Origin of the sequence: Nissabacter archeti, assembly GCF_018257325.1 — a bacterium.
In the GTDB taxonomy this organism is placed as follows: domain Bacteria; phylum Pseudomonadota; class Gammaproteobacteria; order Enterobacterales; family Enterobacteriaceae; genus Chimaeribacter; species Chimaeribacter arupi.
Window position 1 is genome coordinate 1 of record NZ_JAERKB010000022.1, and the last position, 20,584, is coordinate 20,584.

At 49.7% G+C, this 20,584-nt stretch carries 34 protein-coding genes; 6 read left to right on the forward strand and 28 right to left on the reverse strand.

Annotated features, from left to right (window positions below; all coding sequences use genetic code 11):
• Nucleotides 1-238 precede the first annotated feature (238 nt).
• Nucleotides 239-799, forward strand: coding sequence for a gamma carbonic anhydrase family protein (locus tag JK232_RS21715; protein ID WP_072933415.1), 561 nt, complete (start codon nucleotides 239-241; stop codon nucleotides 797-799).
• A 107-nt stretch (nucleotides 800-906) separates the two neighbouring features.
• Here JK232_RS21715 and aroE read toward each other — a convergent pair whose 3' ends face one another.
• Genes aroE through dprA form a run of 5 tightly spaced genes read right to left on the reverse strand, consistent with a single transcriptional unit; the run spans nucleotide 907 to nucleotide 4,497 of the window.
• Complete coding sequence (aroE, locus tag JK232_RS21720; protein ID WP_212589699.1) at nucleotides 907-1,734, reverse strand: shikimate dehydrogenase; 828 nt, start codon at nucleotides 1,732-1,734, stop codon at nucleotides 907-909.
• Between the two features lie 12 nt (nucleotides 1,735-1,746).
• A complete protein-coding gene (gene tsaC, locus JK232_RS21725) occupies nucleotides 1,747-2,316 on the reverse strand; it encodes an L-threonylcarbamoyladenylate synthase type 1 TsaC (RefSeq protein WP_072933419.1) in 570 nt (189 codons plus the stop codon).
• Nucleotides 2,306-2,863 carry a DNA topoisomerase family protein gene (locus tag JK232_RS21730; protein WP_072933420.1) on the reverse strand — a complete coding sequence of 186 codons (558 nt, stop codon included), beginning with the start codon at nucleotides 2,861-2,863 and terminating at the stop codon, nucleotides 2,306-2,308. Before JK232_RS21730 ends, tsaC begins: the two co-directional genes overlap by 11 nt.
• Nucleotides 2,864-2,882: 19 nt before the next feature.
• Nucleotides 2,883-3,356: a DUF494 family protein Smg gene (smg, locus tag JK232_RS21735; RefSeq protein ID WP_072933421.1), complete on the reverse strand. Its 474-nt coding sequence runs from the start codon at nucleotides 3,354-3,356 to the stop codon at nucleotides 2,883-2,885.
• A complete protein-coding gene (gene dprA, locus JK232_RS21740) occupies nucleotides 3,328-4,497 on the reverse strand; it encodes a DNA-protecting protein DprA (protein WP_072933422.1) in 1,170 nt (389 codons plus the stop codon). The genes smg and dprA overlap by 29 nt, the downstream gene beginning before the upstream one ends.
• Nucleotides 4,498-4,607: 110 nt before the next feature.
• Here dprA and def point away from each other — a divergent pair, with 110 nt between their 5' ends.
• The 5 genes from def (at nucleotide 4,608) to mscL (ending at nucleotide 9,421) form a co-directional block, all read left to right on the forward strand.
• On the forward strand, nucleotides 4,608-5,120 hold the full coding sequence (gene def, locus JK232_RS21745) for a peptide deformylase (protein ID WP_072933427.1): 513 nt from the start codon (nucleotides 4,608-4,610) through the stop codon (nucleotides 5,118-5,120).
• A 24-nt stretch (nucleotides 5,121-5,144) separates the two neighbouring features.
• Nucleotides 5,145-6,089 carry a methionyl-tRNA formyltransferase gene (gene fmt, locus JK232_RS21750; protein WP_101858330.1) on the forward strand — a complete coding sequence of 315 codons (945 nt, stop codon included), beginning with the start codon at nucleotides 5,145-5,147 and terminating at the stop codon, nucleotides 6,087-6,089.
• Between the two features lie 73 nt (nucleotides 6,090-6,162).
• Complete coding sequence (gene rsmB / locus JK232_RS21755; RefSeq protein WP_212589700.1) at nucleotides 6,163-7,452, forward strand: 16S rRNA (cytosine(967)-C(5))-methyltransferase RsmB; 1,290 nt, start codon at nucleotides 6,163-6,165, stop codon at nucleotides 7,450-7,452.
• 7 nt (nucleotides 7,453-7,459) lie between these two features.
• Complete coding sequence (trkA, locus tag JK232_RS21760) at nucleotides 7,460-8,890, forward strand: Trk system potassium transporter TrkA (RefSeq protein WP_420845536.1); 1,431 nt, start codon at nucleotides 7,460-7,462, stop codon at nucleotides 8,888-8,890.
• Nucleotides 8,891-9,010: 120 nt separating this feature from the next.
• Nucleotides 9,011-9,421, forward strand: coding sequence for a large-conductance mechanosensitive channel protein MscL (gene mscL / locus JK232_RS21765; RefSeq protein ID WP_072933433.1), 411 nt, complete (start codon nucleotides 9,011-9,013; stop codon nucleotides 9,419-9,421).
• Between the two features lie 45 nt (nucleotides 9,422-9,466).
• On the opposite strand, the gene JK232_RS21770 is transcribed toward mscL, so the two are convergent.
• The 23 genes from JK232_RS21770 to rpsC form a co-directional block, all read right to left on the reverse strand.
• Nucleotides 9,467-9,646, reverse strand: a complete 180-nt coding sequence (locus tag JK232_RS21770; RefSeq protein ID WP_072933435.1) for an alternative ribosome-rescue factor A — start codon at nucleotides 9,644-9,646, stop codon at nucleotides 9,467-9,469.
• A 107-nt stretch (nucleotides 9,647-9,753) separates the two neighbouring features.
• Entirely contained in the window at nucleotides 9,754-10,116 is a 363-nt protein-coding gene (locus JK232_RS21775; RefSeq protein WP_072933438.1) for a DnaJ family domain-containing protein, read from the reverse strand.
• A 177-nt stretch (nucleotides 10,117-10,293) separates the two neighbouring features.
• Nucleotides 10,294-10,680, reverse strand: a complete 387-nt coding sequence (rplQ, locus tag JK232_RS21780; protein WP_072933440.1) for a 50S ribosomal protein L17 — start codon at nucleotides 10,678-10,680, stop codon at nucleotides 10,294-10,296.
• Between the two features lie 40 nt (nucleotides 10,681-10,720).
• Nucleotides 10,721-11,710 (reverse strand): DNA-directed RNA polymerase subunit alpha, encoded by a 990-nt coding sequence (locus tag JK232_RS21785; RefSeq protein WP_034899656.1) that lies wholly within the window; start codon nucleotides 11,708-11,710, stop codon nucleotides 10,721-10,723.
• A gap of 25 nt (nucleotides 11,711-11,735) precedes the next feature.
• The gene (gene rpsD / locus JK232_RS21790) at nucleotides 11,736-12,356 is read right to left on the reverse strand and encodes a 30S ribosomal protein S4 (protein WP_072933442.1); all 621 of its coding nucleotides are present in this window, start codon (nucleotides 12,354-12,356) and stop codon (nucleotides 11,736-11,738) included.
• Nucleotides 12,357-12,386: 30 nt separating this feature from the next.
• A complete protein-coding gene (gene rpsK, locus JK232_RS21795; RefSeq protein ID WP_004929731.1) occupies nucleotides 12,387-12,776 on the reverse strand; it encodes a 30S ribosomal protein S11 in 390 nt (129 codons plus the stop codon).
• Nucleotides 12,777-12,792: 16 nt separating this feature from the next.
• Nucleotides 12,793-13,149 carry a 30S ribosomal protein S13 gene (gene rpsM, locus JK232_RS21800; RefSeq protein ID WP_072933445.1) on the reverse strand — a complete coding sequence of 119 codons (357 nt, stop codon included), beginning with the start codon at nucleotides 13,147-13,149 and terminating at the stop codon, nucleotides 12,793-12,795.
• Nucleotides 13,150-13,295: 146 nt separating this feature from the next.
• Entirely contained in the window at nucleotides 13,296-13,412 is a 117-nt protein-coding gene (gene rpmJ, locus JK232_RS21805) for a 50S ribosomal protein L36 (protein ID WP_072933447.1), read from the reverse strand.
• A gap of 33 nt (nucleotides 13,413-13,445) precedes the next feature.
• Nucleotides 13,446-14,777, reverse strand: coding sequence for a preprotein translocase subunit SecY (secY, locus tag JK232_RS21810; protein WP_072933449.1), 1,332 nt, complete (start codon nucleotides 14,775-14,777; stop codon nucleotides 13,446-13,448).
• 7 nt (nucleotides 14,778-14,784) lie between these two features.
• Nucleotides 14,785-15,219 carry a 50S ribosomal protein L15 gene (gene rplO / locus JK232_RS21815; RefSeq protein WP_072933451.1) on the reverse strand — a complete coding sequence of 145 codons (435 nt, stop codon included), beginning with the start codon at nucleotides 15,217-15,219 and terminating at the stop codon, nucleotides 14,785-14,787.
• Between the two features lie 3 nt (nucleotides 15,220-15,222).
• Nucleotides 15,223-15,402, reverse strand: coding sequence for a 50S ribosomal protein L30 (gene rpmD / locus JK232_RS21820; RefSeq protein WP_029095691.1), 180 nt, complete (start codon nucleotides 15,400-15,402; stop codon nucleotides 15,223-15,225).
• Nucleotides 15,403-15,407: 5 nt separating this feature from the next.
• Entirely contained in the window at nucleotides 15,408-15,908 is a 501-nt protein-coding gene (gene rpsE, locus JK232_RS21825) for a 30S ribosomal protein S5 (protein WP_072933453.1), read from the reverse strand.
• Nucleotides 15,909-15,922: 14 nt separating this feature from the next.
• Nucleotides 15,923-16,276 (reverse strand): 50S ribosomal protein L18, encoded by a 354-nt coding sequence (rplR, locus tag JK232_RS21830; protein ID WP_072933456.1) that lies wholly within the window; start codon nucleotides 16,274-16,276, stop codon nucleotides 15,923-15,925.
• A gap of 9 nt (nucleotides 16,277-16,285) precedes the next feature.
• Nucleotides 16,286-16,819 (reverse strand): 50S ribosomal protein L6, encoded by a 534-nt coding sequence (gene rplF / locus JK232_RS21835; RefSeq protein ID WP_072933458.1) that lies wholly within the window; start codon nucleotides 16,817-16,819, stop codon nucleotides 16,286-16,288.
• A gap of 14 nt (nucleotides 16,820-16,833) precedes the next feature.
• Nucleotides 16,834-17,226, reverse strand: a complete 393-nt coding sequence (rpsH, locus tag JK232_RS21840) for a 30S ribosomal protein S8 (RefSeq protein ID WP_072933460.1) — start codon at nucleotides 17,224-17,226, stop codon at nucleotides 16,834-16,836.
• Between the two features lie 33 nt (nucleotides 17,227-17,259).
• Nucleotides 17,260-17,565 (reverse strand): 30S ribosomal protein S14, encoded by a 306-nt coding sequence (gene rpsN / locus JK232_RS21845; protein ID WP_072933461.1) that lies wholly within the window; start codon nucleotides 17,563-17,565, stop codon nucleotides 17,260-17,262.
• Between the two features lie 13 nt (nucleotides 17,566-17,578).
• On the reverse strand, nucleotides 17,579-18,118 hold the full coding sequence (rplE, locus tag JK232_RS21850; protein ID WP_072933463.1) for a 50S ribosomal protein L5: 540 nt from the start codon (nucleotides 18,116-18,118) through the stop codon (nucleotides 17,579-17,581).
• 14 nt (nucleotides 18,119-18,132) lie between these two features.
• Nucleotides 18,133-18,447, reverse strand: a complete 315-nt coding sequence (rplX, locus tag JK232_RS21855; protein ID WP_072933465.1) for a 50S ribosomal protein L24 — start codon at nucleotides 18,445-18,447, stop codon at nucleotides 18,133-18,135.
• 10 nt (nucleotides 18,448-18,457) lie between these two features.
• On the reverse strand, nucleotides 18,458-18,829 hold the full coding sequence (rplN, locus tag JK232_RS21860) for a 50S ribosomal protein L14 (protein WP_008457164.1): 372 nt from the start codon (nucleotides 18,827-18,829) through the stop codon (nucleotides 18,458-18,460).
• Between the two features lie 173 nt (nucleotides 18,830-19,002).
• Entirely contained in the window at nucleotides 19,003-19,257 is a 255-nt protein-coding gene (gene rpsQ, locus JK232_RS21865; protein ID WP_072933467.1) for a 30S ribosomal protein S17, read from the reverse strand.
• The gene (gene rpmC / locus JK232_RS21870; protein WP_002218942.1) at nucleotides 19,258-19,449 is read right to left on the reverse strand and encodes a 50S ribosomal protein L29; all 192 of its coding nucleotides are present in this window, start codon (nucleotides 19,447-19,449) and stop codon (nucleotides 19,258-19,260) included.
• Nucleotides 19,449-19,859, reverse strand: a complete 411-nt coding sequence (rplP, locus tag JK232_RS21875) for a 50S ribosomal protein L16 (RefSeq protein WP_002438716.1) — start codon at nucleotides 19,857-19,859, stop codon at nucleotides 19,449-19,451. The genes rpmC and rplP overlap by 1 nt, the downstream gene beginning before the upstream one ends.
• A 12-nt stretch (nucleotides 19,860-19,871) precedes the next feature.
• Complete coding sequence (gene rpsC, locus JK232_RS21880) at nucleotides 19,872-20,573, reverse strand: 30S ribosomal protein S3 (RefSeq protein WP_072933469.1); 702 nt, start codon at nucleotides 20,571-20,573, stop codon at nucleotides 19,872-19,874.
• Between the last annotated feature and the right edge of the window lie 11 nt (nucleotides 20,574-20,584).

The following is a 20,584-nucleotide window of genomic DNA, read 5'->3' on the forward strand; positions in this document are numbered from 1 at the left end:
TTCTCTTGTTTTCTCTCTTCCCGGCCGCTTGTGAAGTGAATCACTTGCGCCGTGTCGATGGAGGCGCATTATAGGGATCTCGTTTTATTGCACAACCCCTTTTTTGATCATTCTTATCTGACTGCGCATTTTTCACCCCCTTCGTGTTGATCTTGTACGATCCCATCAATTATACGCCCGATCGCCCCGCTTCATCGTTTATAATTTAGGCTATTTCACTCTTTATAGGATAAGAAAGATGAATTCAGGCTCACTCCGACCTTTTAAAGATCAGTACCCACGCCTTGGCACAGGCGTCATGGTTGATCCTTCCAGTGTTGTGATTGGTGATGTCACCCTGGCAGATGATGTCAGTATCTGGCCGTTAGTGGCCATCCGGGGTGATGTGAACCGTGTAGTTATTGGTGCCCGTACGAACGTTCAGGATGGTTGTGTGCTGCATGTTACCCATAAATCCAGCTATAACCCGGACGGCTATCCTTTAGTCGTTGGAGAAGATGTCACGGTGGGTCACAAAGCGATGCTTCATGGCTGTACGATTGGCAACCGGGTACTGGTAGGGATGGGATCCATTTTGCTGGATGGGGCAATAATTGAAGATGATGTCATGATTGGTGCCGGTAGCCTGGTTCCCCCAGGGAAGCGGCTGGTCAGTGGCTATCTTTATCTGGGGAGCCCGGTAAAACAGATCCGCCCTCTTACACCTGAAGAATATGAAGGACTGCTTTACTCTGCCAACAATTATGTTAACTGGAAAAACGGTTATCTTGATCAGGACAGAGAACCTTCGTCATTGTGATCGTTCGTTTCCCGTTGATTAATTGCCTGCCTATATACCCGTCATTTACGTCATTACGCCTGAACAGCATCAGACACTGTTCAGGCGATCTATGTTTTCTGAAGTGATCAACTCGCCTGCTGTGCCATCTCTTGCTTTAACTGCATGAGTACCGGGGTAATCTCCGGCATAACGCCGTGCCATAACATAAAAGCATGTGCCGCCTGTCCCACCAGCATTCCTAACCCATCTGCCCATTGCGTGGCGCCTTGTTGGCTGCCCCAGGTCAAGAAAGGTGTAAGGCCTTGCTGATAGAACATGTCATAAAGACGGGTATCCGATGTAATCACTGACGAGGAAAGAGCAGGGATATCGCCCTGGATCCCAGAAGCAGTCGCATTGATGATCAAATCGAAAACGGGTTCATCTAATGCAGCAAAGGTTTTAGCTTCAATATTCCCCATAGGGCGAAATAGCTGCGCCAGCTCCTCTGCTTTCGCAAACGTGCGATTGGCAATGACAATGCCACACCCATAAGAGAGTAACGGCAGGATAACCCCTCGTGCAGCCCCGCCCGCGCCCAGCAACAGGATCCGGTCGCCTGGCTTGATCATTCCAAGACGTTCAAGATCGCTGAGCAGGCCGATACCATCGGTATTATCTCCCAACAGCGCACCGTCTTCGCATTTTTTCAGGGTATTGACCGCCCCACTTAATGCGGCCCTTTCACTCAGACGATCGGCTCTGGCACAGGCTTGTTCTTTGAAGGGCACCGTCACATTTGCCCCCTGCCCGCCCGCGTCAAAAAACGCATTCAGCGTATGTTCGAAGGCATCCAATGGTGCCAGCGTTTTTCCATAAGGATGCTCAATGCCGGTTTGTTCGGCAAACAGGGCATGGATACGTGGCGACTTGCTATGACCAATAGGGTTACCAACTACAGTATAGAGCTCCATCATTTTACCCTGTCAGGCCAGTCGCACATAATCACCGGTTAAGGCGTCACGGATTTCTGTTGGGTTTTTACGCCCTCCGACGTCACCGGCAACAACAGGAAAATCATGACCAAACTGTGCAGTGACTTCTGCGGCCAGCCGGCAAGGTGGAAGACCGGTTAAATTGGCACTGGTAGAAACCAATGGCTTGCCAAACTGACGACAGAGTTGGCGCACTACCGGGTGATCGGAGACCCGCACAGCCAATGAGGAGAAACGGCCTGTTAGCCAGTCGGGGGTGGTTTTACGCGCCGGTATAACCCAGGTTACCGGCCCCGGCCAGGTAGCAAAAATCTGTTCCTGCTGTTGTTGCGTCAGACGTGAATCATCAATATAAGGAACCAGTTGTGAATAATCGGCAGCAATCAGGATCAACCCCTTCTCTTTTGGACGCTGTTTTAGCGTTAAAAGGGCATTGACGGCTTGTTCACTGTCAGGATCACAACCCAGCCCAAATACTGCTTCAGTCGGGTAAGCAATCACCTGTTGGTCATGCAGGGCTTTAAGGATAGATTCAGAAACGGGCATTACGTCAGGCATCATTTTCTACTTCTGTCGGAACCGGTTTACCGCACAGCTTACTGGCACAATATTGTTTTGGCCCGCCCGCTGTACGCTTCTCAATTAATAATGGGTAGTGGCAATATCTGCATTCGCCCGCTACCGGTTTATGGTTAACGGCATACTGGCATTCAGGATAACGATCGCAGGCATAAAACACTTTGCCGTATCGTGATTTACGCTGCAGCAGTTTGCCTTGCTGACACTGCGGACAAGATAGGGTGGTTTCATCCGGTTTATCCAGGGCTTCAATATGCGAACACTGAGGATAATCACTGCACCCAATGAACATACCGTAGCGCCCCTGCCGCAATACCAATACTGACTGACATACCGGGCAGTGCTGGTCTTCAAGCACTTTGACAATATGGCCGTCAGCCTGTGTTTTTAACGGGCGGATATACTCACATTCAGGATAGTGGGAACAGCCGAGAAAGGGGCCGTGGCGTCCGCTACGGATCACCAGCTCGGCCCCACATTTCGGACAAGGTTCATTTTGCCTGGCGGCAAAAATCGCAGCTTTTGACATCTGTATTTACTGTTATCGCTTAGTGCAGATAACCCTCATTAACTTCAAACAGCAACTCTTCCATTTGCTGATAGGCACTTTCATAGCCAGGAATATTGAATAATACCATCAGGATGACCCATTTCAGGTCTTCCAGATCGAACTCATCCGTTTCCAGCGCCATCACACGATCAATGACCATTTCCCGGGTTTCGAGATTCAACACTTGTATCTGTTCCAGGAACAGGAGAAAACCCCGGCATCCGGCATCAAGACGTGTTGCCTCTTCATCGGTATAGATGCGCAATGCAAAAGGATCGGCATCTAACATGAAGGGTGCAGCTTCGCCTTCCTGTAAGTCTGCGAGCTTCTCTAACCAGCCCAAGGCACTGTAGATATCTTCCCGATGGAACCCAGCCCGGGCAAGGTCATCTGTCAGCTTATCCTGGTCGACGTGCATCTCCGCTTCGTTGTGTATGTAAGTTTCAAATAAGTACATTAGTACGTCGAACATGGCCTGCCCTCCTCGTTCGGACATAGCCGCCGGATACAGCTGCGATCCATCCTGCTAACTCCAGATCGAGTAGTTTGACTACCACTTCTGGCACAGGTTGGCCGGCACGTTCGGCGACGACGTCAACAGGTGTCACCTCATATCCTACGTTAGCCAACACCTCAGCAAATGGCAATTCAACTTCACCATCTTGTGCACAAATATTCAATTCTTGATGAATTTCGTTAACAATTTTGGGCGAATGCCCCTCGTTTATCGCGTTTGCTGTCGGCAACCATTGTAAGCCGCTGCCGATCACTTCAGCGATATCTTTGGGTTCAGTGACCAGATAGGCGCCCTGCTGAATAAGCCAATGGGTACCTGCACTGAAATCAGTCCCTAAAGAACCCGGCAAAGCGAAAACCTCTCTCCCTTGCTCTAAAGCACAACGGGCAGTAATCAGGGAGCCGCTGCGTAAAGAAGCCTCGACCACCAGCGTACCTCTGCTTAAGCCGCTGATAATCCGGTTACGCCGGGGGAAATGAACCGGCATCGCCGGCTCTGACGGCAGCAACTCAGACACCACAGCCCCGCCGCTTTCGATGATTTGTGTTCTTAAACGCTGATGCCGCCTGGGATGAGTATGCAACAGGCCACATCCTAATACGGCAATGGTCTGCCCTTCTGTCTCCAGCGCTGCCTGATGGGCAAGACCGTCAATACCCAGCGCCAGCCCGCTGGTAATGGTGTAACCACAGTGAACCAGCCCGCCGGCGAAATATTTTCCCCAGAACTCGCCATAATCACTGCATTGACGGCTTCCCACGATAGAAACCTGTGGCGTCGCCAATACTGAGATCTTTCCTGAGATAAACAGGATTGGCGGTGGATCAGCTATCTGTGCCAACTGAAAAGGATAAGCCGGATCATGTATGGTCAGCATCTGGTTTCCGGCTTGCGCCAGCCAGGAAAGCGCCGTGTTCAGTATCTGAGGGGATGTGTGCAGGAAACTGTGTGTCTGCTCCTTTGACAATCCGCACTGTTGCAACACAGAGGCCGACACACGGCAATCAGGGGATAATCTGCTGGCGACGGCAACCCTGTTTTTATTACGCAAGCCCCGTACGGCGGCCAATCTTAACCAGATCTCTTCCTGAGTCATACACCCTCCTGACAGGGGACAATTACGTACTGATGCTGTCAATCAGGCAGGGAAATGTCTAGAATAAAGATTAATTGTCATTCATCACTCGCATAAAGATCGAAATATTTATGTCCGTATTACACGTATTACATTATCCCGATGAACGACTGCGCAAAGTTGCGCAGCCGGTAAAAGAAGTCAATGCCGAGATCCAGCGTATCGTGGATGATATGTTCGATACCATGTATGCCGAAGAAGGCATTGGCCTGGCTGCCACGCAGGTTGACATCCACCAGCAGATTATCGTTATCGATGTTTCTGAAAATCGTGATGAGCGTCTGGTGTTGATTAACCCGGAATTGCTTGAAAAAAGCGGCGAGACGGGCATTGAAGAGGGTTGCCTTTCTATTCCGGAACAGCGTGCTTTTGTGCCGCGCGCCGAGAAAGTGAAAATTCGCGCACTGGATCGTGATGGTAAGCCGTTTGAGCTGGAAGCTGACGACTTGCTGGCTATCTGTATTCAGCATGAAATGGATCATCTGATCGGCAAGTTGTTTGTCGACTATCTGTCTCCCCTGAAACGCCAGCGTATCCGTCAGAAGGTTGAAAAACTGGCCAAGCTTAATACGCGTGCTCACTGAGTCTGACGACTGCAGGAACTGATTGTGTCTGATGCATTACGGATAATTTTTGCCGGTACGCCGGACTTTGCAGCGCGTCATCTTGACGCGCTTTTAACTTCCCACCATGACGTTGTGGGCGTTTTCACACAACCTGACCGCCCGGCAGGGCGTGGAAATAAGCTGACCGCCAGCCCGGTGAAAATGTTGGCTGAATCACATCAAATTCCGGTATTTCAGCCTAAATCATTGCGCCCGGCAGAAAGCCAGGAATTAGTTCGGACCCTGAATGCCGACATCATGGTTGTGGTGGCGTATGGTTTGATCTTGCCGCAAGCTGTGCTGGATATGCCTAAGCTTGGGTGCATTAATGTGCATGGTTCTCTGTTACCTCGCTGGCGCGGCGCGGCCCCTATTCAACGGGCGCTCTGGGCAGGTGATAAGCAGACGGGCATCACTATCATGCAGATGGATGCAGGGTTGGATACGGGCGACATGCTTACCAAGCTGAGCTGTGATATTCAGCCGGATGATACCAGTGCTACATTATATGACAAACTGGCAGCGCTGGGGCCACGAGGGATGCTGAATACCTTAGCGGATCTGGAAGACGGATTGGCTGAACCTGAAAAGCAGGATGATGCCCTGGTCACTTACGCAGATAAACTCAGTAAAGAAGAAGCTCTGCTGAATTGGCATCTCTCTGCTGAACAACTCGAGCGCTGTATCCGTGCATTTAATCCGTGGCCTGTCAGCTATTTTATGGTTGAAGGTCAGCCGGTCAAAGTATGGCAGGCGGATGTCTTGCCTGGTAAGGGTGATGAGCCTGGTACCATTGTCGCTGCAGATAAGCAGGGCATTCAGGTTGCTGCAGCTGAAGGCATACTAAACATCACTCAACTCCAGCCGGCAGGTAAAAAAGCCATGTCTGCCCAAGATTTGCTGAATTCACGTCGTGACTGGTTTATCGTCGGCAAGAAACTCAGCTAAATCCTTCCTATACTCAGCCCGGATATTCCGGGCCTCTTTCCTTACTGATGCTGGCGTGGCCAGCTTTGTAGCTATGAAAAACGTATATAATTTACGCAGCCTCGCTGCAACTGCCATTGGTCAGGTATTGGATCAGGGGCAATCGCTCTCTACTGTGCTTCCTGCACTGCAAAAAAATATCGCTGATAAAGATAAGGCCCTGTTGCAGGAGCTTTGCTTTGGAACATTGCGTGTGCTGCCTCAGCTGGAATGGTGCATTAAGCAGCTGATGGCCCGCCCAATGACCGGAAAACAGCGCCCATTGCATTATCTGATCATGGTGGGCCTCTATCAGTTAATTCATACCCGGATTCCGGCGCATGCTGCCCTGGCTGAAACAGTCGAGGGCGCAGTCGCATTAAAACGGCCTCAGCTGAAAGGCCTGGTAAATGGTGTACTGCGACAATTCCAGCGTCAGCAGGAAAGTTTGCTGGCACAGGCTGATGCGCAGGAGAGCCGGTATCTTCATCCTTCGTGGCTATTGGGTCGCATCAAGAAGGCCTATCCTGATCGTTGGCAATCTATTACTGATGCCAACAACCAGCGTCCTCCTATGTGGTTACGCGTTAACCGGATACACCACAGTCGTGATGCATATCTCGCCTTGCTGCAACAGGCAGGTATTGCTGCTGAAATACACAGTGACTATCCAGATGCCCTGCGGCTGGCAGCCCCCTGCTCCGTTACCGCGTTACCAGGTTTCGCAGAGGGTTGGGTCACCGTACAGGATGCATCCGCGCAAGGGTGTATTCCTTTACTGGATCCACAAGACGATGAGCATATTCTGGATTTATGCGCTGCCCCGGGCGGAAAAACCACGCACATTCTGGAAGCAGCCCCGAAAGCCCACGTTTTAGCCGTAGACATAGACGAGCAACGTCTGAAGCGTGTTCAGGAAAACCTTGAGCGTTTACAGTTGCAGGCAGAGGTAAAAAGCGGTGATGGCAGAGCGCCTGATACATGGGCCGGCGATCGCACATTTGACCGTATTTTGCTTGATGCGCCCTGTTCTGCGACCGGTGTGATTCGCCGTCACCCTGATATTAAATGGCTCCGGCGTAATAGTGACATTGATGAACTGGTTGAAGTACAAAAAGCCATTCTGGAAGCTGTATGGCCACGTTTGAAATCAGGTGGGGTACTTCTTTATGCTACCTGTTCTATTTTACCGGAAGAGAACCATGAGCAAATTGCCAAATTCCTGGCCGGCCATGCTGATGCGGCTTTAGTGGAAACCGGTGATCTTACTCATCCCGGCATACAGAATTTACCCAGCGCAGAGGCGGGTGATGGCTTCTACTACGCTAAAATGATCAAACGTTGAGAGTAGGATCCAGAAAGATAATAACAACGGGGGTTTTTTACATGCAGGATCGGGAAAAGCTATGAAGATCATTATTCTTGGCGCTGGGCAGGTCGGTGGAACCCTGGCAGAAAATCTGGTCGGTGAAAATAACGATATTACCGTTGTTGATACCAATGCAGCGCACTTGCGCCAGCTTCAGGATAAATTTGATTTACGGGTTGTTCAGGGTCATGGCTCCCATCCACGGGTGTTGCGTGAAGCGGGCGCCGGCGATGCAGATATGTTAGTGGCGGTCACCAATTCCGATGAAACTAACATGATTGCGTGCCAGATTGCTTACTCTTTGTTTAATACCCCAAACAGAATCGCCCGTATACGCTCAGCTGACTATATCCGTGAATCTGAGAAGTTATTCAATGCAGAAGCGGTCCCTATTGATCATCTGATTTCACCGGAACAGCTGGTGATTGAGTATATTTATAAGCTGATCGAATATCCGGGTGCGTTGCAAGTGGTTAACTTTGCTGAAGGAAAAGTCAGCATCGCTGCTGTTAAGGCATACTATGGCGGCCCGCTGGTAGGCAATGCGCTCTCTTCTATGCGGGAGCATATGCCGCATATTGATACCCGCGTCGCGGCTATTTTCCGACAAGATCATCCTATCCGCCCGCAAGGCTCAACCATTATTGAAGCCGGCGATGAAGTTTTTTTTGTGGCCGCCACACAGCATATCCGGGCAGTCATGAGCGAACTTCAGCGCCTGGAAAAGCCTTATAAACGGATCATGATCGTCGGTGGGGGTAACGTTGGCGCAGGGCTGGCCCGCCGGTTGGAAAAGAATTACAGCGTTAAGTTAATTGAACGTGATCAACAGCGCGCAGCCGAACTGGCGGAATTACTTCAGGATACGATCGTTTTCTATGGTGATGCTTCTGATCAGGAATTGCTTGCTGAAGAACACGTTGAGCAAGTGGATGTTTTCATCGCCATCACGAATGATGATGAAGCAAATATCATGTCCGCAATGCTGGCAAAGCGCATGGGTGCCAAAAAAGCCATGGTACTAATTCAGCGTCGCGCGTACGTAGACCTGGTACAAGGCAGCGTAATTGATATCGCAATTTCTCCTCAGCAAGCCACCATCTCAGCTTTGTTAGGGCATGTGCGTAAAGCTGACATCGTCAGTGTTTCTTCTTTACGCCGCGGGGTCGCTGAAGCGATTGAAGCGATTGCGCATGGTGACGAAAGCACATCTAAAGTGGTGGGGCGTAAAGTAGAAGAGATTAAACTTCCGCCTGGCACCACTATCGGCGCTATCGTTCGGGGAGATGACGTTATCATCGCAAACCGCCAATCCAGGATTGAGCAAGGCGATCATGTCGTTATGTTTATTACCGATAAAAAATTCGTTCCTGACGTGGAGCGGCTGTTCCAGCCAAGTCCATTCTTCTTATAAGAAGATAAACGATTGCTGCAGAAAACATCAAACCCGACTAAAACGCTCAACTTATAGAGCAAAAGCACTCGAAATAGGCTTTACTTATAGGGGCTTGAGTTATTTTGGCAAGGAGTAAATATGAGTTTTATGAAAGAGTTTCGTGAGTTCGCCATGCGCGGCAACGTTGTCGACCTGGCGGTGGGGGTAATCATTGGGGCAGCGTTTGGTAAAATAGTCTCCTCATTGGTTTCTGACATCATCATGCCCCCGCTGGGATTACTGATTGGCGGTATAGATTTCAAGCAATTCGAGCTTGTGTTGAGAGAAGCCCAGGGGGCAGCCCCCGCTGTCGTGATGAAATATGGTGTATTTTTACAGAACGTTTTCGATTTTATCATCATTGCATTAGCAATATTTATCGCTGTAAAACTGATGAATCGCTTACGCCGTAAAGAAGAAGAGAAGCCAGCCCCAGCACCCAAGCAATCGGCTGAAGAAAAATTGTTGGTTGAGATACGTGATTTGCTTAAACAGCAAGCACCAAAATAATAACCTACTGTTCCAGCCTCTCTCTGGAAGGTCAGTGGTAAAAGTTTAGCGAAAACGCTTACCACTGACCTCCGCTTCCCTCCCTTTCCCATGCTTGGCTTTACGTTGATAACTTCCTTTCCCTTTCTTGTTTTTTTCAACCCGCTGCCGGAACAGAGAATCATGTAGTAGGGCATGCAAAGCATTGTCTTGAATAACACCTTTGTTGTGCTTATGTTGGCTCATAGCCGCCTCATGTCATGTATAGAAAACAGGTAAAACTCAAACCGGCTAATCATAGTCCAATACAAAAAAAACGCCAGCTTTTCCCTTACTTTTAATACGGTAACTTCTTACTTAAGCTTTTTGCTAATCTGCTGTTTATAATGGCCTTTAAGAAATTCTGTAGACATCCCTGCTTGCTGTAGCCTTAATTCAAGCACTTTTAACCGCTGGCTGATAGCAACGTAATCAGGGTTATCCTTCTCTACTTCATGCATCAGCTCAGTAAGCTGAAGTGCCTCTTTTCTGTCCTGCAGCTCAGGCGGTAAATAACCTGAATTTTTCAACAGCCGGTAAGCCACACGTAATTCAGCAGGAACAGCGCTGTCATCTTCGAGCATCAAAGGTTTTCCGGCACCAGGCAGGTTATCAAATTCACCTTTCTCTTCGGCTTCACGGATATGACGCTCTACCATTTCATCAATAAGCCACATGGCCTGATTCCTCTGAGATTATGGGAAAATCCGTTATAGCATAGGATGTGACAACGAAAATGTCATCGACGATGATGGTGATGAGGGCAGTAGAGGATATGGGGACAGAAATAAAATACGCCAGATAATAGACATAAAAAAACCGGGACAAGCCCGGCTTTTTTACGCTTTTACAGATTACTCTGCAACAGCTTCTGCTTTCGATTCTGCACGATCAACGAGCTCGATGTATGCCATCGGCGCATTGTCGCCTGCACGGAAACCACACTTCAGAATACGAGTGTAACCACCTGCACGGCTCGCGAAACGCGGGCCCAGTTCATTAAACAGTTTTGCCACGATCTCGTTATCACGAGTACGGGCGAATGCCAGACGACGGTTAGCAACGCTGTCGGTCTTGGCAAGAGTAATCAGCGGCTCAACAACGCGACGCAGCTCTTTCGCTTTCGGCAGGGTCGTCTTGATGATCTCATGACGAACCAAAGAGCCGGCCATGTTACGGAACATAGCCTGGCGATGGCTGCTGTTACGGTTCAGTTGACGACCACTCTTACGATGGCGCATGACCTTATCCTTCTCAGTAAAACCTTAACCTGTGATCCGGTTACTCGTCAGCAATGCTTGCCGGCGGCCAATTTTCCAGGCGCATGCCCAGAGAAAGACCACGGGAGGCCAGCACGTCTTTAATCTCAGTAAGAGATTTTTTACCAAGGTTAGGCGTTTTCAGCAACTCAACCTCGGTACGCTGTACCAGATCACCGATGTAGTGGATAGCTTCTGCTTTAAGGCAGTTAGCAGAGCGGACAGTCAATTCCAGATCGTCAACAGGGCGCAGCAAGATCGGATCGAACTCAGGCTTCTCTTCTTTCACTTCTGGTTGACGTACATCACGCAGGTCAACAAAAGCTTCAAGTTGTTCAGCCAGAATGGTCGCCGCACGACGGATCGCCTCTTCAGGATCGATCGTACCATTGGTTTCCATTTCGATGACCAGCTTGTCCAAATCGGTACGTTGCTCTACACGAGCTGCTTCAACATTATAGGCGATACGCTCTACAGGGCTGTAGCAGGCGTCAACAAGCAGACGGCCAATTGGGCGCTCATCTTCTTCCGAATGAATTCGGGCAGACGCCGGTACATATCCACGGCCACGCTGAATTTTGATACGCATGCTGATAGCAGCGTTCTCATCGGTCAGATGGCAGATAACATGTTGCGGCTTGACGATTTCGACATCACCATCATGGGTAATGTCGGCTGCAGTCACAGGGCCAATGCCAGATTTATTCAGGGTAAGAATAACTTCATCTTTGCCTTGAACTCTCACCGCCAGCCCTTTCAGGTTGAGCAGGATCTCCAGGATATCTTCCTGTACGCCTTCTTTGGTGCTGTACTCATGCAGTACACCATCAATCTCAACCTCGGTCACCGCGCAACCCGGCATGGATGAAAGCAGAATACGGCGCAGTGCGTTGCCGAGAGTATGGCCAAAGCCACGCTCTAACGGCTCAAGGGTCACCTTGGCGTGCGTCGAACTGACTTGCTCGATATCTACCAGGCGCGGTTTTAGAAACTCTGTCACAGAACCCTGCATTGTGTCCTCTCTTTGGTACTAAGCTTTACTTGGAGTAAAGCTCGACGATCAGGTGTTCGTTAATGTCCGCAGACAGATCGGCACGTTCAGGATTACGCTTGAACACACCTTCCATCTTAGCAGCATCAACTTCCAGCCAAGTCGGCTTTTCACGCTGTTCAGCCAGCTCCAAAGCGGCCTTAACGCGAGATTGCTTTTTAGCTTTCTCACGGATGCTGACTACGTCATTCGGAGATACCTGATAAGAAGCGATGTTAACAACGCGACCGTTTACCATGATAGCTTTGTGGCTAACCAGCTGACGTGCTTCTGCACGCGTAGCGCCGAAGCCCATACGGTAAACAACGTTGTCCAGACGACCTTCCAGCAGTTGCAACAGGTTTTCACCGGTGTTGCCTTTCAGACGGGCTGCTTCTTTATAATAGTTACGGAACTGACGCTCCAGCACGCCATACATACGGCGAACTTTTTGCTTTTCACGCAACTGTACACCATAGTCAGACAGACGCGGTTTACGCGCACCATGCTGACCAGGAGCTTGTTCAATCTTACACTTGGTATCGATCGCGCGAACGCCAGACTTAAGGAACAGGTCTGTGCCCTCACGACGGCTCAGCTTGAGCTTAGGACCCAAATATCTTGCCATTTTCTTTCTCCAACAATCCTAAAAGCAGCGTTATACGCGACGCTTTTTCGGCGGACGACAACCGTTATGAGGGATCGGAGTCACATCAGTAATATTAGTGATGCGGAAACCAGCCGCGTTCAGAGCGCGGATAGTAGACTCACGGCCCGGACCAGGTCCTTTAACCATAACTTCCAGGTTCTTAATACCGTATTCTTTCACTGCGTCAGCGCAGCGCTCTGCTGCAACCTGAGCTGCGAACGGAGTGGATTTACGAGAACCACGGAAACCGGAACCACCAGCTGTTGCCCAACCCAAAGCATTACCCTGACGATCAGTAATGGTAACAATGGTGTTGTTGAAAGAAGCATGGATATGAGCCACGCCGTCAGAGACTTGTTTTCTTACACGCTTACGTGTACGAACAGGTGCCTTTGCCATTATTCAATCACCCCGATTATTTCTTGATCGGTTTGCGCGGACCCTTACGGGTACGGGCGTTGGTCTTGGTACGCTGGCCGCGAACCGGAAGACCACGACGATGACGCAAACCACGATAGGTACCAAGGTCCATAAGACGCTTGATGCTCAGGGTCACTTCACGACGCAGATCACCTTCTACAACAAATTTGGCAACTTCGTCACGCAGCTTATCGATTTGCTCTTCAGACAGCTCACTGATCTTAACATTTTCAGCAATACCCGCTGCTGCACAGATAGCCTGTGAGCGAGTTTTACCGATACCATAGATCGAGGTTAACGCGATCACGGTATGTTTTTGATCAGGAATGTTAATGCCTGCTATACGGGCCACTATGCACTCCTACATTTTTATACGGCAACACCATTCTGAAAAGCCCGTTTTCAGGATACTCAAATAGTATTGCAGCGACATACAAAAGATTGGCTGGCTAATCTAGCCAGCTCAACCCAACTTTGCAAGAAAAATATGCGAGATAATCAGCCTTGACGCTGTTTATGCTTCGGCTCGCTGCTGCAAATCACACGAACGACACCGTTACGCTTAACGATTTTGCAGTTACGACATAATTTCTTGACGGAAGCACGAACTTTCATTTTTACTCTCCGTAACTTCTCAAACGCACCTAATTAGCGGTTATAGCCTTTCAGGTTTGCTTTCTTCAATGCAGACTCGTACTGACTGGACATCATCAGAGTTTGCACTTGAGCCATAAAGTCCATGATGACAACAACAACGATTAACAGTGAAGTACCACCAAAGTAGAAAGGTACTTTCATTGCGTCACGCATGAACTCCGGGATAAGGCAGATAAAAGTAATATACAATGCACCAATTAAGGTTAAGCGCGTCATCACTTTATCAATGTATTTCGCCGTTTGCTCTCCCGGACGAATTCCTGGCACGAATGCACCGGACTTCTTCAGGTTATCTGCTGTTTCACGCGGGTTGAAAACCAGAGCCGTATAGAAGAAACAGAAGAAGATGATCGCAGTCGCATAGAGTAACACATAAAGCGGTTGTCCAGGCTGCAGATACAGCGAAATCGTTGTCAGCCAGTTCCAACCGGTACCGCCCCCAAACCAGGATGCAATCGTGGCCGGGAACAGAATAATGCTAGAGGCGAAAATTGCTGGGATAACCCCTGCCATGTTCACTTTCAGCGGTAAGTGCGTACTCTGTGCTGCATAAACGCGACGGCCTTGTTGACGTTTAGCGTAGTTGACAACAATACGTCGTTGGCCACGCTCGACGAACACTACAAAGAAAGTCACCGCAAACACTAAAACTGCAACCAACAGCAACAGAAGGAAGTGCAGGTCGCCTTGTCGAGCTTGCTCAATGGTATGTGCAACTGCCGGAGGCAGACCAGCAACGATACCAGCAAAGATTATGATCGAGATACCGTTACCAATACCACGTTCAGTAATCTGTTCGCCAAGCCACATAAGGAACATCGTCCCGGTAACCAGGCTAACTACAGCGGTAAAGTAGAATGCAAAGCCTGGATTTAAGACCAGACCTTGCATACCAGGCATATTCGGAAGACCGGTAGCAATACCGATAGACTGAAATATTGCCAATACCAGCGTGCCATAACGGGTGTACTGGCTTATCTTGCGACGGCCAGCCTCCCCTTCTTTCTTAATTTCTGCTAACGCGGGATGAACCACGGTTAACAGTTGGATAATAATCGATGCCGAAATATACGGCATGATACCCAAAGCAAAGATAGAAGCACGACTAAGGGCACCACCAGAGAACATGTTGAACATTTCAATGATGGTACCACGCTGTTGCTCGAGCAATTTCGCAAGCACAGTGGCATCGATACCAGGAATCGGAATAAAAGAGCCGATACGGAAAACTATGAGCGCCCCGATAACAAACAAAAGTCTGCGCTTCAGTTCGCCAAGTCCACCTTTAGCACTTTGAAAATCTAATCCTGGTTGCTTAGCCATCTGCTACTTATTCCTCAATTTTACCGCCAGCAGCTTCGATAGCAGCACGAGCGCCTTTGGTGACACGCAGACCACGTACGGTTACTGCACGATTGATTTCGCCAGACAGCATAACTTTAGCGAATTCAATCTGAGTACCAACTACGTTAGCGGCTTTCAGCGTGTTCAGGTCGATAACATCGCCTTCTACTTGAGCCAGTTCAGACAGACGAACTTCTGCCGTGATCATAGCTTTGCGAGAAGTGAAGCCGAATTTCGGCAAACGACGGTACAGCGGCATCTGACCACCTTCGAACCCGCGACGTACGCCACCGCCAGAACGAGAGTTCTGACCTTTGTGACCACGGCCGCCGGTTTTACCCAGGCCAGAACCAATACCACGACCTACACGCTTCGGCGCATGCTTGGCACCTTCAGCCGGAGACAGAGTATTTAAACGCATCTGTTACTCCTCAACCTTAACCATGTAGGAAACCAGGTTGATCATACCACGTACAGCGGGAGTATCTTCACGCTCAACAGTATGACCAATACGACGCAGACCAAGACCAACCAGAGTTGCCTTGTGTTTCGGCAAACGGCCAATAGAGCTGCGAATTTGAGTTACTTTAATAGTCTTTGCCATGGTTATTACCCCAGAATTTCTTCAACGGATTTACCACGCTTGGCAGCGACCATTTCTGGGGACTTCATATTCGCCAGAGCGTCAATAGTTGCACGAACCACGTTAATCGGGTTGGTGGAACCATAGGCTTTTGCCAATACGTTGTGAACCCCTGCGACTTCCAGGACGGCGCGCATTGCACCACCGGCAATAATACCGGTACCTTCGGAAGCCGGCTGCATGAACACACGGGAACCCGTATGCGCACCTTTAACAGGGTGCTGCAGGGTGCCGCTGTTCAGCGCGACATTCATCATGTTGCGACGGGCTTTTTCCATCGCTTTCTGGATCGCTGCCGGAACTTCGCGTGCTTTGCCGTAGCCAAAACCTACGCGACCGTTACCATCACCAACTACAGTCAGTGCGGTAAAGCTGAAAATACGGCCACCTTTTACGGTTTTAGATACGCGGTTTACCGCGATCAGCTTTTCCTGCAGTTCGCCAGCTTGTTTTTCGATGTGTGACATCTTACACCTCTACCTTAGAACTGAAGGCCAGCTTCACGGGCAGCATCTGCCAGTGCCTGGACTCGACCATGATATTGGAAACCGGAACGGTCAAAGGATACATCTTTAATCCCTTTTTCCAATGCGCGCTCAGCAATAGCTTTACCTACAGCTGCAGCAGCATCTTTGTTACCGGTATACTTCAATTGCTCAGTGATAGCTTTTTCTACAGTAGAAGCGGCTACCAATACTTCAGAACCGTTCGGAGCGATGACCTGTGCGTAGATATGACGCGGGGTACGATGTACCACCAGGCGAGTCGCGCCCAATTCTTTGAGCTTGCGGCGTGCGCGGGTCGCACGACGGATACGAGCAGATTTCTTATCCATAGTGTTACCTTACTTCTTCTTAGCCTCTTTGGTACGCACGACTTCGTCGGCGTAACGGACACCCTTGCCTTTGTAAGGCTCAGGACGACGGTAGGCACGCAGGTCCGCTGCAACCTGACCAATCAACTGCTTATCTGCGCCTTTCAGCACGATTTCAGTTTGGGTCGGGCATTCAGCAGTAATACCTGCCGGCAGTGCATGTTCAACAGGATGAGAGAAGCCCAGGGCTAAACTCACCGCGTTGCCTTTAACTGCGGCACGGTAACCAACACCTACCAGCTGAAGCTTCTTGGTGAAGCCTTCGGTAACACCAACTACCATTGCGTTCAACAGAGCACGAGTGGTACCCGCTTGGGCCCAACCGTCAACAGCACCTTCGCGTGGACCGAAAGTCAGTGCGTTTTCTTCCTGTTTAACTTCAACGGCGCTGTGGATAGTACGAGTCAGCTCGCCGTTCTTACCCTTAATCGAAATAACCTGACCGTTGAGTTTTACCTCTACGCCGGCAGGAATGACGACGGGTGCTTTTGCAACACGAGACATTCTTTCCTCCCGAATTAAGCTACGTAGCAGATAATCTCGCCACCAAGACCAGCCTGGCGAGCTGCACGATCGGTCATAACACCTTTAGAGGTAGAAATGACAGCAATACCCAGGCCGGCCATAACTTTTGGCAGCTCATCTTTTTTCTTATAGATGCGCAGACCTGGGCGGCTGATACGCTGAATGCTTTCTACCACTGCCTTGCCCTGGAAGTACTTCAGTACCAGTTCCAGAACCGGCTTGGTGTCGCCTTCGATTTTGAAATCTTCAATATAACCTTCTTCCTTCAGCACGTTGGCAATTGCCAATTTCAGCTTGGAGGAAGGCATGGTGACCGCAACTTTGTTCGCGGCCTGACCGTTACGGATACGGGTCAGCATATCCGCGATCGGATCTTGCATGCTCATCTGTCTTTACTCCCGTGATTCAATTGGTGACAATTACCAGCTAGCCTTTTTCAAGCCCGGGATTTCACCGCGCATAGCGGCTTCACGGACTTTAATACGGCTCAACCCGAACTTCCGCAGGAAAGCGTGCGGACGACCAGTTTGACGGCAGCGGTTACGCTGACGTGACGGGCTGGAATCACGCGGCAGAGTCTGCAGCTTGAGAACGGCATCCCAACGATCTTCGTCGGAAGCGTTCACATCAGAGATGATAGCTTTCAGTTCTGTGCGTTTAGCAAAGAATTTGTCTGCTAATTTCACGCGCTTGACTTCGCGTGCTTTCATGGATTGCTTAGCCATTAGTAACCCTACCTTACTTGCGGAACGGGAAGTTAAAGGCAGCCAGCAGTGCGCGGCCTTCATCATCGGATTTCGCAGTGGTGGTAATGGTAATATCCAAACCACGAACGCGATCGACTTTGTCGTAGTCGATTTCCGGGAAGATGATCTGTTCACGCACGCCCATGCTGTAGTTACCACGGCCATCGAATGACTTAGCGGACAGGCCACGGAAGTCACGGATACGCGGTACAGCAATGGAAATCAGACGCTCAAAGAACTCCCACATGCGTTCGCCGCGCAGAGTTACTTTACAGCCGATCGGATAGCCCTGGCGGATTTTGAAGCCTGCAACAGATTTGCGTGCTTTGGTGATCAACGGCTTTTGGCCGGAGATTGCTGTCAAGTCAGCTGCTGCATTGTCCAGCAGTTTCTTGTCGGCAATAGCTTCACCAACACCCATGTTCAGGGTGATCTTCTCGACCCGAGGGACTTGCATGACAGAGTTGTAGCCAAACTGAGACATCAGTTGTTTGACTACCTCGTCTTTGTAGTAATCATGCAGTTTCGCCATCGTATTACTCCAAATTACTTGATAGTTTCGCTGTTAGACTTGAAGAAACGGACTTTTTTGCCGTCTTCGAATCTAAAGCCTACACGGTCAGCCTTGCCGGTCGCAGCATTGTAGAGAGCGATGTTGGAAACCTGAATAGCAGCTTCTTTTTCAACAATGCCACCTGGTTGGTTCAGAGCCGGAACCGGCTTCTGGTGTTTCTTAACCAGGTTGATACCTTCTACAATGACCTTGCCAGCAGACAGGACATTTTTTACTTTACCGCGTTTACCTTTGTCTTTCCCGGTAAGCACGATAACTTCGTCATCACGACGGATTTTCGCTGCCATGGTTCGCTCCTTAGAGTACTTCTGGTGCCAGAGAGATAATTTTCATGAACTTTTCGTTACGCAGTTCACGAGTTACCGGCCCAAAAATACGCGTACCGATTGGTTGCTCGCTGTTATTGTTCAAAATAACGCATGCATTACCATCGAAGCGAATGACAGAACCGTCCGGGCGACGTACACCCTTCTTGGTGCGCACCACTACCGCCTTCAGCACATCGCCTTTCTTCACCTTACCGCGAGGAATTGCTTCCTTGATGGTAATTTTGATGATGTCGCCGACGCCTGCGTAGCGACGGTGCGAGCCACCTAGAACCTTGATACACATTACGCGACGTGCACCGGAGTTGTCGGCGACGGTCAGCATAGTCTGTTCTTGGATCATTTTAGTGCTCCGCTAATGTCAACTACTACTTTAAAGACCTAAGTTAATTTTCAGGCCGTTGAAAAGCCCCATAACCAAGGGCGCAGCATTATAACACCGCTTCCTACGTATGGGTAGAAAAAACAAACGGCTCGTTTTCTGAGCCGTTTGTTAAGTGAGAGGCCGCTACTCTATTACAGAATCGCTTTCTCTACAACGCGAACCAACGTCCAAGATTTAGTCTTAGACAGTGGACGGCATTCGCGGATTTCTACCACGTCACCGATACCACATTCGTTGTTCTCGTCGTGTACGTGCAGCTTGGTCGTACGTTTGATGAATTTCCCGTAGATCGGGTGCTTCACCGTACGTTCGATAGCAACAACAATGGATTTTTCCATTTTGTCACTAACAACGCGACCTTGCAGAGTACGGATAGTGTCAGTCATTTACGCACCCGCCTTTTCAGTCAGTAAAGTCTTAACGCGTGCGACGTTACGACGCACTTGTTTCAACAGGTGAGTTTGTTGCAGCTGGCCACTCGCCGCTTGCATGCGCAAGTTGAATTGCTCACGCAGCAGGTTGAGCAGCTCGGTGTTCAGCTCTTCAACGCTTTTTTCACGCAGCTCTTGTGCTTTCATTACATCACCGTCTTAGTTACAAAGGTGGTTTTGATCGGCAGTTTAGCTGCTGCCAGCTTGAACGCCTCACGGGCCAGCTCTTCCGGCACGCCGTCCATTTCGTACAGGACTTTACCAGGCTGGATCAGGGCAACCCAATACTCCACGTTACCCTTACCTTTACCCATACGCACTTCAAGCGGCTTCTCGGTAATCGGTTTGTCCGGGAATACACGGATCCAGATTTTACCTTGACGCTTAACTGCACGAGTCATTGCACGACGAGCTGCTTCGATTTGACGAGCAGTCAGACGGCCACGGCCAACAGCTTTCAGACCGAAAGTGCCGAAGCTAACATCCGTACCTTGCGCCAGACCACGGTTGCGGCCCTTGTGCACCTTACGGAATTTTGTACGCTTTGGTTGTAACATCAGCGACTCTCCTTACTTGCGGCCTTTACGCTGCTGCTTTTTAGGTTGAGCAGCCGGTTTTTCCGGTTGTTCAACGGCAGCCATACCACCCAGGATCTCACCTTTGAAGATCCATACCTTAACGCCGATTACACCATAAGTGGTGTGCGCTTCAGATGTGTTGTAATCGATGTCCGCACGCAGAGTGTGCAACGGAACACGACCTTCACGGTACCATTCGGTACGCGCGATTTCAGCACCGCCAAGACGGCCGCTTACTTCAACTTTGATACCTTTAGCGCCAAGACGCATTGCGTTCTGTACTGCACGCTTCATAGCACGACGGAACATAACGCGACGTTCCAGCTGTGAAGTGATGCTGTCAGCAACCAATTTTGCGTCCAGTTCCGGTTTACGGACTTCGGCGATGTTAATCTGTGCAGGAACGCCAGCGATATCCGCTACGACCTTACGCAGTTTTTCGACATCTTCACCTTTCTTGCCGATAACGATGCCAGGACGAGCAGTGTGAATGGTCACACGGATGCTCTTCGCAGGACGCTCGATAACGATGCGAGAAACGGAAGCTTTCGACAATTCCTTAGTCAGGAATTGACGAACTTTAAAGTCGCTGTCCAGGTTGTCAGCGAATTCTTTGGTATTCGCATACCAAGTAGAGTTCCAAGGTTTGACAATACCCAGGCGAATACCATTAGGATGTACTTTCTGACCCATTGCTAGTCTCC

Coding starts and splice junctions, on each gene's coding strand:
- JK232_RS21770 (WP_072933435.1), bottom strand. CDS start 9,646: ATGAGCCAACATAAGCACAACAAAGGTGTTATTCAAGACAATGCTTTG.
- rpsD (WP_072933442.1), bottom strand. CDS start 12,356: ATGGCAAGATATTTGGGTCCTAAGCTCAAGCTGAGCCGTCGTGAGGGC.
- rsmB (WP_212589700.1), top strand. CDS start 6,163: ATGAAAAACGTATATAATTTACGCAGCCTCGCTGCAACTGCCATTGGT.
- mscL (WP_072933433.1), top strand. CDS start 9,011: ATGAGTTTTATGAAAGAGTTTCGTGAGTTCGCCATGCGCGGCAACGTT.
- secY (WP_072933449.1), bottom strand. CDS start 14,777: ATGGCTAAGCAACCAGGATTAGATTTTCAAAGTGCTAAAGGTGGACTT.
- dprA (WP_072933422.1), bottom strand. CDS start 4,497: ATGACTCAGGAAGAGATCTGGTTAAGATTGGCCGCCGTACGGGGCTTG.
- rpmC (WP_002218942.1), bottom strand. CDS start 19,449: ATGAAAGCACAAGAGCTGCGTGAAAAAAGCGTTGAAGAGCTGAACACC.
- rpsC (WP_072933469.1), bottom strand. CDS start 20,573: ATGGGTCAGAAAGTACATCCTAATGGTATTCGCCTGGGTATTGTCAAA.
- rpmD (WP_029095691.1), bottom strand. CDS start 15,402: ATGGCAAAGACTATTAAAGTAACTCAAATTCGCAGCTCTATTGGCCGT.
- JK232_RS21785 (WP_034899656.1), bottom strand. CDS start 11,710: ATGCAGGGTTCTGTGACAGAGTTTCTAAAACCGCGCCTGGTAGATATC.
- JK232_RS21775 (WP_072933438.1), bottom strand. CDS start 10,116: ATGTGGCTTATTGATGAAATGGTAGAGCGTCATATCCGTGAAGCCGAA.
- rplP (WP_002438716.1), bottom strand. CDS start 19,859: ATGTTACAACCAAAGCGTACAAAATTCCGTAAGGTGCACAAGGGCCGC.
- rplR (WP_072933456.1), bottom strand. CDS start 16,276: ATGGATAAGAAATCTGCTCGTATCCGTCGTGCGACCCGCGCACGCCGC.
- rpsE (WP_072933453.1), bottom strand. CDS start 15,908: ATGTCACACATCGAAAAACAAGCTGGCGAACTGCAGGAAAAGCTGATC.
- rplF (WP_072933458.1), bottom strand. CDS start 16,819: ATGTCTCGTGTTGCAAAAGCACCCGTCGTCATTCCTGCCGGCGTAGAG.
- rpmJ (WP_072933447.1), bottom strand. CDS start 13,412: ATGAAAGTTCGTGCTTCCGTCAAGAAATTATGTCGTAACTGCAAAATC.
- JK232_RS21730 (WP_072933420.1), bottom strand. CDS start 2,863: ATGTCAAAAGCTGCGATTTTTGCCGCCAGGCAAAATGAACCTTGTCCG.
- rpsN (WP_072933461.1), bottom strand. CDS start 17,565: ATGGCTAAGCAATCCATGAAAGCACGCGAAGTCAAGCGCGTGAAATTA.
- rplQ (WP_072933440.1), bottom strand. CDS start 10,680: ATGCGCCATCGTAAGAGTGGTCGTCAACTGAACCGTAACAGCAGCCAT.
- rpsK (WP_004929731.1), bottom strand. CDS start 12,776: ATGGCAAAGGCACCTGTTCGTACACGTAAGCGTGTAAGAAAACAAGTC.
- smg (WP_072933421.1), bottom strand. CDS start 3,356: ATGTTCGACGTACTAATGTACTTATTTGAAACTTACATACACAACGAA.
- aroE (WP_212589699.1), bottom strand. CDS start 1,734: ATGGAGCTCTATACTGTAGTTGGTAACCCTATTGGTCATAGCAAGTCG.
- rplO (WP_072933451.1), bottom strand. CDS start 15,219: ATGCGTTTAAATACTCTGTCTCCGGCTGAAGGTGCCAAGCATGCGCCG.
- rplE (WP_072933463.1), bottom strand. CDS start 18,118: ATGGCGAAACTGCATGATTACTACAAAGACGAGGTAGTCAAACAACTG.
- rplN (WP_008457164.1), bottom strand. CDS start 18,829: ATGATCCAAGAACAGACTATGCTGACCGTCGCCGACAACTCCGGTGCA.
- rpsQ (WP_072933467.1), bottom strand. CDS start 19,257: ATGACTGACACTATCCGTACTCTGCAAGGTCGCGTTGTTAGTGACAAA.
- JK232_RS21715 (WP_072933415.1), top strand. CDS start 239: ATGAATTCAGGCTCACTCCGACCTTTTAAAGATCAGTACCCACGCCTT.
- def (WP_072933427.1), top strand. CDS start 4,608: ATGTCCGTATTACACGTATTACATTATCCCGATGAACGACTGCGCAAA.
- rplX (WP_072933465.1), bottom strand. CDS start 18,447: ATGGCAGCGAAAATCCGTCGTGATGACGAAGTTATCGTGCTTACCGGG.
- tsaC (WP_072933419.1), bottom strand. CDS start 2,316: ATGATGCCTGACGTAATGCCCGTTTCTGAATCTATCCTTAAAGCCCTG.
- rpsH (WP_072933460.1), bottom strand. CDS start 17,226: ATGAGCATGCAAGATCCGATCGCGGATATGCTGACCCGTATCCGTAAC.